The sequence below is a fragment of the Desulfofustis glycolicus DSM 9705 genome (assembly GCF_900130015.1).
Taxonomy (GTDB): domain Bacteria; phylum Desulfobacterota; class Desulfobulbia; order Desulfobulbales; family Desulfocapsaceae; genus Desulfofustis; species Desulfofustis glycolicus.
The window spans coordinates 61210-69228 of the sequence record NZ_FQXS01000024.1; the positions used below are offsets into that span (position 1 = coordinate 61210).

Annotated in this window: 8 protein-coding genes and 1 tRNA gene; 5 read left to right on the forward strand and 4 right to left on the reverse strand. The window is 44.0% G+C overall.

Annotated elements, in window-relative coordinates:
• Positions 1-36: 36 nt before the first annotated feature.
• Positions 37-678 (reverse strand): cytochrome c3 family protein, encoded by a 642-nt coding sequence (locus tag BUC26_RS24555; protein WP_073377945.1) that lies wholly within the window; start codon positions 676-678, stop codon positions 37-39.
• A 673-nt stretch (positions 679-1351) separates the two neighbouring features.
• On the opposite strand from BUC26_RS24555, the gene BUC26_RS17115 reads away from it, so the two are divergent.
• The 3 genes from BUC26_RS17115 (at position 1352) to BUC26_RS17130 (ending at position 5097) form a co-directional block, all read left to right on the forward strand.
• Positions 1352-1428 (forward strand) — tRNA-Arg (locus BUC26_RS17115).
• 563 nt (positions 1429-1991) lie between these two features.
• Positions 1992-2504, forward strand: a complete 513-nt coding sequence (locus tag BUC26_RS17120) for a hypothetical protein (protein ID WP_084540735.1) — start codon at positions 1992-1994, stop codon at positions 2502-2504.
• Between the two features lie 655 nt (positions 2505-3159).
• Positions 3160-5097, forward strand: a complete 1938-nt coding sequence (locus tag BUC26_RS17130) for an ATP-binding protein (RefSeq protein ID WP_073377948.1) — start codon at positions 3160-3162, stop codon at positions 5095-5097.
• Positions 5098-5118: 21 nt separating this feature from the next.
• Here BUC26_RS17130 and BUC26_RS17135 read toward each other — a convergent pair whose 3' ends face one another.
• Positions 5119-5604, reverse strand: coding sequence for a tetratricopeptide repeat protein (locus tag BUC26_RS17135; RefSeq protein WP_073377950.1), 486 nt, complete (start codon positions 5602-5604; stop codon positions 5119-5121).
• A gap of 592 nt (positions 5605-6196) precedes the next feature.
• Here BUC26_RS17135 and BUC26_RS23085 point away from each other — a divergent pair.
• Entirely contained in the window at positions 6197-6487 is a 291-nt protein-coding gene (locus BUC26_RS23085; protein WP_143166054.1) for a hypothetical protein, read from the forward strand.
• A gap of 220 nt (positions 6488-6707) precedes the next feature.
• Here the strand turns inward: BUC26_RS23085 and BUC26_RS17140 are convergent, their stop codons facing one another.
• Both BUC26_RS17140 and BUC26_RS17145 read right to left on the reverse strand, forming a co-directional pair.
• Positions 6708-7022 (reverse strand): hypothetical protein, encoded by a 315-nt coding sequence (locus tag BUC26_RS17140; protein ID WP_073377952.1) that lies wholly within the window; start codon positions 7020-7022, stop codon positions 6708-6710.
• A 22-nt stretch (positions 7023-7044) separates the two neighbouring features.
• Positions 7045-7437, reverse strand: coding sequence for a hypothetical protein (locus tag BUC26_RS17145; RefSeq protein ID WP_073377954.1), 393 nt, complete (start codon positions 7435-7437; stop codon positions 7045-7047).
• Between the two features lie 349 nt (positions 7438-7786).
• Between BUC26_RS17145 and BUC26_RS17155 the strand changes: the two genes are divergently transcribed.
• A partial coding sequence (locus tag BUC26_RS17155; protein WP_073377958.1) for an IS3 family transposase occupies positions 7787-8019 on the forward strand: 233 nt, incomplete at its 3' end.

Genomic DNA, 8019 nt, shown 5'->3' on the forward strand with positions numbered 1-8019 from the left:
CTCTTCCAGCCACCTGCAGCTGTCGGTTGCGGAATATCAAAAGCCATGACATCTCCTGCAATCCGCATCGTTTCGTATCGGTCCGGCACCCACATCCTCATGGCAGCCGGTGCAGAGGTCATGAAATGCCGATCCTCGCCCGCGCGGGGCATGACAACCGTCGCAATCGGATTGCTGAGGAGTAACATCGAAAGCTGAGTGGCAACCGATGCACTGTGCATGAAAGGCATCGGTACGACTGATGGTGGAGTGGCCTCCTGTACCGTCAATGTGGCACGAACCGCACGCCTGGGGGGAGTGGTCGCTCTTGTCTACCAGGTCATGATGGCAATCATCGCAGGCGACACCCACGTCTTCACTGTGCATGGTGTGATCGAACGCGCCGTTTGCGCCCAAGGCTTTTATCCCCTGGTCCCTCTCTCGGTGACAGGAGTCGCAGGGCGTGGTCCGTGCCGCGGTGGGAGCGATAATCGAGTGGTGGCAATGATCGCACGTCAGGTTCCATTCCTGGACGTGACGGTAATGTTCGAAGAGAATCGATCCCCCGACCGTGTCGAACATGATGCGGGTCGGAGATTCGGCAGCGTGTTTCGAAGGAGCAGTGTAGCTTATGAGCGCGGTTGTCAGGCAGACACCTACGAGGAGGTGAGGGAAATACGTTTTGATCTTGAAGCGCATGGTCGTGCAAACGGCTCTGATGGGGCTTTGTTGGTTGACCGGATGGGCCCGAAGGAGGGAAAGCGCAAGCTCAATAACGCTCTCTCTCCGTTGTAAAAGTATTTCCGCATCACATGAGGTGTGCCTGCCCTGTTCAGATCGGAAGTCAGCACTTGCATGTAAAGTGTATCTTGCGAATTCCGTTTTTGCAAGCCGTACAGGGTCGACTTATTTTGATCAATAGCTTAATCGATTATTATGGTTTCCGTTCGTGATCAACACGCATGGTGGGCAGGAACACGGCAGTGCCCTGGCAACCTATGACTGCCGGTTCGGCACGCTGAAGACCGCCGGCACCACAAATCCATCCGGAAGACCGCCGGCCCGTTTCGGCCAATCACCGATGATTGAAACGAGAAGCAAAGAACCCATTGTGCGCTCTGCCGCAGCTCAATGACAGACCGGTAGCTGCCGGATCGCTCGCCGCTCCGATACGATACCGGTATGGCAATGGAAATAATAAGAAAACAAGCTGAAGATGGACCTCTGTATCAGGCAGTAGGATCGACTTCGTTTAACCGCAGGACAAAAGAAACTAGGTTTTTATACTGAGATCTGGTAAAGGTATCAGCGAATTCACATACCGTTGCAGAGCGTGATGCACGGTGCATTGCGTTCGGCGTAATTCCGATATGGGCGGGTAGCTCAGCTGGATAGAGTGTTGGCCTCCGAAGCCAAAGGCCGCGGGTTCGAATCCCGCCTCGCCCACCAGCGAAATCGCGAGCCGACGATAGGCCGTTGGAATAGATCAGACCCTCTGCTTTCAATGCTTACAGAGGGTTTTCTGCTGTTATTGGGAACATCCTGGCAACACCCAAAGGTCAGAGGAAGAGCGAGTGACAGTCGTAATTTTCCTTCAATACAACAAAATTTCTTCTATATTCCGCGACAGGTTGTCCCTCCATCACTCCCAATAATTCCAAGGATAGTCACCTACAAATATTTTTGCCGCGTTTTACTTCCGCATACAATTTCGGCCCTCCCTTATCTATCCCACCACGAGTACCACGAGCACAATGAGCACAGCGATAACGTTCGATAACCATTGAGCACCGTATAATTTTTTATAACCAACTGAATTTAATTATTATCGGCAATAAGTGGAAAACTGTATTGGAGCAACTCATTTTTGAGTTGTACAATATCGTGTATCCCAACATTGTCAAAATAGCTGAAGTTGAGATCTCACAACACAAGCGTAACCTATATAAAACCTTGAAATAACTATTGATATATTTTATTCTATGGTCAAACAAAAGGAAGCTTTGGAGGACATGATGGCGACGAAAAGAAGAGCATCTAAAAAAATCGGGGAGAAGACTTTGGCGCTGAGAAATGAACTCTGGCCGGATATCGAGGATGACAACCTGTGGCATAGAAAACGAAGTACTGGATACACCACTATACCTAGAACAATGACCTATATCCTACAAGTGATGAATGCTCTTTCATCTGGCAAGCCTCCGGCACAAACGTATCTCACTTTATGGTGTCATACGTTCGATGAGTATATGATCACCATAAACAATCCGAGAGCAATGGCCTTTGAGTCAGGTTTCACAGGTCAAAGGGCGGAGGCGGCATGGAGTGGGAGAATGCGGAAACTATTAGATCTTGGTTTTATCCAAGCCAGGGACGGAGCTACAGGGTCATTCAATTATGTCCTGATTCTCAACCCCTATGCAGCAATAAAAAACTTGAGGAGTAAAGGAGAACCGATTCCATCGAATATCCTTAACTCGTTGTTACAGCGTATGAATGAAATTGGGGCGAATGACCAGATATAAAACCGGGCATGAGTCGGTGGATTTCAGCCTTTTAACAACAGAGTAGTGTCCAAAACTACTTTGAGGTCCAAATCCGTCGATAATGATACTGGACTCCACCCCCAGTATCTTCATGCCCCTATTGATAAATAATTGTGGAAGATTTTTCTTATAAAAAGTGATAACGTGTCCGGATCAAATATCTGATTAAAATTATACCCTTAGGGAGAGAGATGAATCTAGAGATACTGCGCATCGCAATCGAAAATGAACACTGGCTGCTTAAAAGTGCTGTAAGTGAATCTTCCACGACCATGGAGGCAGCTATCGGTGTCGGACGTTTGCTCCTGAGTAACGGCGGCGACACTAGTGTCCTCAGCTCAAGACAGACTTATGTGTATGAATCCTGTATCAAGCCCTTATACGATGTTGACTGTCAAGGAGTTTTCGGCCCCGACACCTGTACTGGCAGTGGGAAGGTAGACGAGGAGACTTTGCCCACAGCTTGGGAGGAAGACGACTTCAGATGCCAACACTGCCGACATGACCGTAACCGCATTGATTCAGAATAGTCAGGGTCACTGCAGTAGTAATTCGTTTACGGTTTAACGACAAATTATGATTCCGGAAAAAGCTATTGCACCTCCTATAAATATTTCGTCAATGCGGAGGGAATATGTCGTCAAAACAAATCCCGTTATTTGAAGAGAATTTTATTCGGCGAACGCATTCCGCAGTTGTTAATCAGCCGGACATCGCACTTACTGAGTTAGTAGCTAACTGCTGGGATGCTGGTGCTTGTACAGTTACAATTAAAATCCCAGATGAACGAAATAAATTTCTTATAATAACAGATGATGGTGTCGGAATGACTGGCGATGAGTTCAACCATCGCTGGCGGACACTTTCGTACGATAGAAAACGTCATCAGGGAGAGAGTGTTGAATTTCCTCCTGGTAAAAATCGTAAACCTCGTCGAGCTTACGGACGAAACGGTGTCGGTCGGCATGCAATGTTTTGTTTTTGCGACGAGTACGAAGTCATAACAGCAAAGAATGGCACAAAGACAACGTTTAAAGTTGTTGAAAGCTCTGGAGGCCATCCATTCGAAATTATAAAGACTTCTGAAACATCATCTGACACTCATGGAACTACTCTTAAAGGGAAAATTGTCCGAACTCTTCCACATCCTGAAGAGATGTTGGAAGTTCTTTCTGCACGGTTCATGTATGATCCTGAATTCTATTTAAGCGTTAACGGCAATTGCTTAGATTTAATAGACCACTCAGGTTTAATCTTGCAAAAGACATTCGAATTCGCTGATGAACACGAAGGAGAAGTTTATGTCATTGATTCCAAAGATTCTTCGAGGACGAAATATCAACATGGGATTGCTTTTTGGGTCGGGGGACGGTTGGTTGGAAACCCTAGTTGGAATATTGGGCATAGATCTTTGCTAGACGGGCGAACAAAAGAAGCTAAGCGATTAACATTTATAATAAAACTTGACAGTCTGCACGATAATGTTGAGTATGATTGGTCTTGTTTTCGAGATTCCCAATTAACTAAACAACTCTTTGATGCGAGCATTGCAGCAATTGTTGAGATACTGAAAGACATATTATCTAAACGGGTTGAAGAGCGAACACGCGAAGTTATTGATCAAAGGCGTGAGGAAGTTGCAAATCTTCTTCCCATGGCCCGTTTAGAGGTCGCTGAATTCACAAGAGAAGTTACTATGAATCAGCCTTTCGCGACAACCGAGCTGATAGAAGCTGCTGTTGATGCACTAATTAACCTCGAAAATTCTAGGTCAGGCCAAGCACTAATACAAAAACTCAGCCAAATGGGATCTGATGACATTGCTGGTCTCAATAAACTCCTTGATGAATGGACTGTTCGAGATGCATTAACTGTACTTGATGAGGTCGGAAGGAGAATTCGCATTGTAGAGGCTATTGAAAAGCTGAACGGTGACCCAAATGTTGACGAGTTGCATACATTGCATCCGCTTGTTGCTCAAGCGCGCTGGTTGTTTGGACCAGAATATGACTCACCGTACTACATTTCAAATGTGACCTTGCAAACTGTAATTTTCAAACTGACCCAGAAACGCGTGCGTACTACAGGAGCCGAGAATCCTCGAAAGCGACCTGATCTTTTGTTTCTAGAAGATGCAACAATTTCCCTCACAGGTGTAGATGGTGTCAACGCTGACGGCTTTTCCACGCTTGAAAAAATGCTACTGCTTGAATTGAAAAAAGGAGAGTCTACTATCGGAAGAGCGGAAATGCAGCAAGCAGAGGAATATGTTGAGGAAATTATGCACTCCAGTCATATAGAGGGTGAACCTCGTATACACGCCTATGTAGTTGGACATAAGATTGATCACACACGCACTACTTCACGCAATTTAGATAATCGTGGATTTATTACCGCTTGCACGTACAACCAGCTTGTTCGAACGGCGAACATGCGTCTATTTTCGCTTAGGGACTATGTGGAGGTACGCTATCCTGAGACAGCTGATAGCAACCTTATCAAAACATTAGCAGTTCAAAGGGATTTGTTGATGTATGGTGATCACAGTAATTCTAAGGGAATCTGTGGTTAGGAGAATCATAATGGTTTCAAATCAACGATATGAAAGCTCATCTAACAGTGCAGAGGCCCATCGTCGATTTTGAACATCAATTGTTTTAATTTGCAGTATTGTCCTGAGAACTGTTTTTGCTTGTTCATTATTACCCAAGGCTATTAGCGCCTGTGCTTTTATCATCAGCGCTTCGACACATGCCTGGTCTTTGCTGAGGACTTCATCAATAATCTGTTTGACCCGCACCATATCCTTCTGCTGAAGGTAATGTTTTGCTTTGTCGAGATCAGCGGCAAAGGGCCTTCCTGAACCTGACTTACCACCAACGCCGAATAAGACATTACCAAGAGTATTACCAAGGAGGGAGACAATGAAGAATACGATGATTGCTATAATGACTGACGCTATAGCACCAAGTGGTAGGTAATCTGAAAATCCGGTGAAGACAAATATAGGACCACAGATAAATAATGTGGTAATGAACCAAACCCGGATGAAGAGGGTTATATTATATTCGTCTGTCACAGAGCGCCCCCAAGCAGATTCTACTGATCCCGACCATTAAACCATAACTGACTATATAAGCGCAATTATTTACCATACTATAGATTGCTAGGAAATTTTCTAATCTTCTAGGGAAATTATTTTGGTTGGACTTCCCAATTGATAATGAAGGGAAGGATGAAGACAGGATCCTAGGGAATGGCAGCAGGTTAGGCGGGGATAATTTTATTGAGGACATCTTTTAGTTATTATTCGGGTGTTTAGGTGCCGCTCGTAAACCTTACCGGCCTTTTCAAGACGTGGATATAATATTGCCCTGATACTAAAATCATTAACTTCTTTATACCTTAACAATGCACTTTCAGGTATTCTTGGTAAGGGAAAAGGCAAGAAATTCACTGGGGCGATGAGATCGGCGTGGATGATGAAGCGGTTAATACCCGTGGCTTTGCACCGAAGGGACAGGTACCTACCGTGCGGCTCAATGCGAAAAGAAACAGCATTTATATGATCTCGTCGAGAACCAGCCCGTTATTGATCAGATTTTTCTCCCGATCGATTAAGAATGTGGGTAGAAAAGTTTAATAGTAAATATTTGCATGGGGGGTACGGAATGGCCAAAGGTGAAGTGAGGATTTCGACTGCCATATATAAGGGAAATGAGATACATATTGCAGAAGCGGTTAATTTATCTGAGGAAAACGGAGAAAAATTAATATTCAATTGTGTTGAGTGTGGACAATTAGTTCATATTAGACGCGAATCGAAAACATTTAAACAAACAATACATGGCAAAGAAATTTTTAATCAACAAAGAGCTTGCTTTGAACATAGTCGCACTTCTACTGATTATTGTCCCTTAAAGGATCCTCGAAATAAGAATAATAAGAAATCTAACGACTGAAGTTTAATAATCGTATTTTCAAATTGCATATAATTATGTTTCGAAAATTATCGATTGCTGACGCGATATGATTTTCAAATAATCTTTGACTTCGGACCAGATTATTTCCGCGCGTATACGCAAATTTTTCAAAGTCTTTCGGATAGGGATGTCCCCCTGAGAGGAGATTAGGACAGCAAGGAATGGAGGAATGGATAAATGATCTTTTCAGTTAGCAAAATCAAAGGGATATCTTATATTTCTCCAGACGAAACTTATTATTATCAATCTGAACAAGTTCAAATCTCGGAGGCTTTCTTTTCGGCCAGCCAACAAGATTATATTTCTCTAACCATTCCCTGATCGTAGGTTTAACACTATCTCGGAACTCTGGACAATGTTTCCAAAATCCTGGGGTAAGCTTGAATTGGTAGATGGATCCTTCAATATCTACCTCAATATTTCTCCACGACTTGTTGAAAAACCGATCACGATTGCGAATTCCAACACGGATTCCGTATGTCTTTTTCCCATCATTCCAGGCCGTCACCTTCATGACTTCTCCAATTAATGACTTTTCAACAATTAATGTAAGTTACAGGATTGGCGTTTCCCCGCTCGAAGTAATGGGCGACTGATTTCCCGAGATATTTTTCCTGCATTTTCTCAGATTCTTCGCCGAGGAATTCATATCTATCCCCGATATAGCGGGACGTACTATCTATACTACTTAGGTCAATCCGTGTTTGATACGAAGTTGTGCCTGCCTTGTGCCAGCTGTTGATTTCATATACCGCTTTAATTACCCCCTTATATATGGAAAAGGCATATTTGGCCTTTTCACGCCTTGTACCAATTCTCCATATACCTCTTGTAATTTCATAAAGCTCTTGCTGACTCATGCCTTCTCTATAAAATTTTGCACACCTGATAAGAATCGCAGGTTCCTCAATGAAAGCCTGGTCAGGCATAGATATTCCTCTTGTTGAGTTTATTGACTAGGGGAAGGGCTGTAACCCGCCTGGACAAGCCTCTCCTTTATTCTTTTGACTGTCCAAATACTGTTCGTGTATTCGCTGACAGCTTTAAGAGAATCAAATTCCCCGTTAGTCACTTTCTTACTAATCAAAGAATAGAGAGCATTTAGCAAGTAATTGATCTCACGTTTCTTATTTCTTAAAAATAATTGCTTGTCAGCTTTATCTAGGTAATCAATTGCATCGGCGGTCCTCAGAACCACTCTTAAATTTTCTTTATATAGTGGACCCCAGTTTTAAGACAGTAGTTTAAGCTAGACGCAATCCCGAGGAACAGGAAAAGATGAGTGAAGGAAAGAAGAGAAAGTTCCATACTCCCGAGTTCAAGGCCAAGGTAGCTCTGGAGGCATTGCGAGGGATAAAAACGCTCAACGAGATAGGGCAAGAATTTGGGGTCCACCCTATTACGGTTGGGCATTGGAAGAAGGAACTTCAAGAGCAGGCAAAAACGCTCTTTGAAGGAAAGCGAGGTCCTACACCGATCGCGGCACATCGAGAACCTGAACTGTTGTACAG

What these genes read in the sequence shown, in the direction of transcription:
- BUC26_RS24555 (WP_073377945.1), bottom strand. Translation starts at nt 678, where the DNA reads ATGCGCTTCAAGATCAAAACGTATTTCCCTCACCTCCTCGTAGGTGTC.
- BUC26_RS17120 (WP_084540735.1), top strand. Translation starts at nt 1,992, where the DNA reads ATGATGGCGACGAAAAGAAGAGCATCTAAAAAAATCGGGGAGAAGACT.
- BUC26_RS17130 (WP_073377948.1), top strand. Translation starts at nt 3,160, where the DNA reads ATGTCGTCAAAACAAATCCCGTTATTTGAAGAGAATTTTATTCGGCGA.
- BUC26_RS23085 (WP_143166054.1), top strand. Translation starts at nt 6,197, where the DNA reads ATGGCCAAAGGTGAAGTGAGGATTTCGACTGCCATATATAAGGGAAAT.
- BUC26_RS17140 (WP_073377952.1), bottom strand. Translation starts at nt 7,022, where the DNA reads ATGAAGGTGACGGCCTGGAATGATGGGAAAAAGACATACGGAATCCGT.
- BUC26_RS17145 (WP_073377954.1), bottom strand. Translation starts at nt 7,437, where the DNA reads ATGCCTGACCAGGCTTTCATTGAGGAACCTGCGATTCTTATCAGGTGT.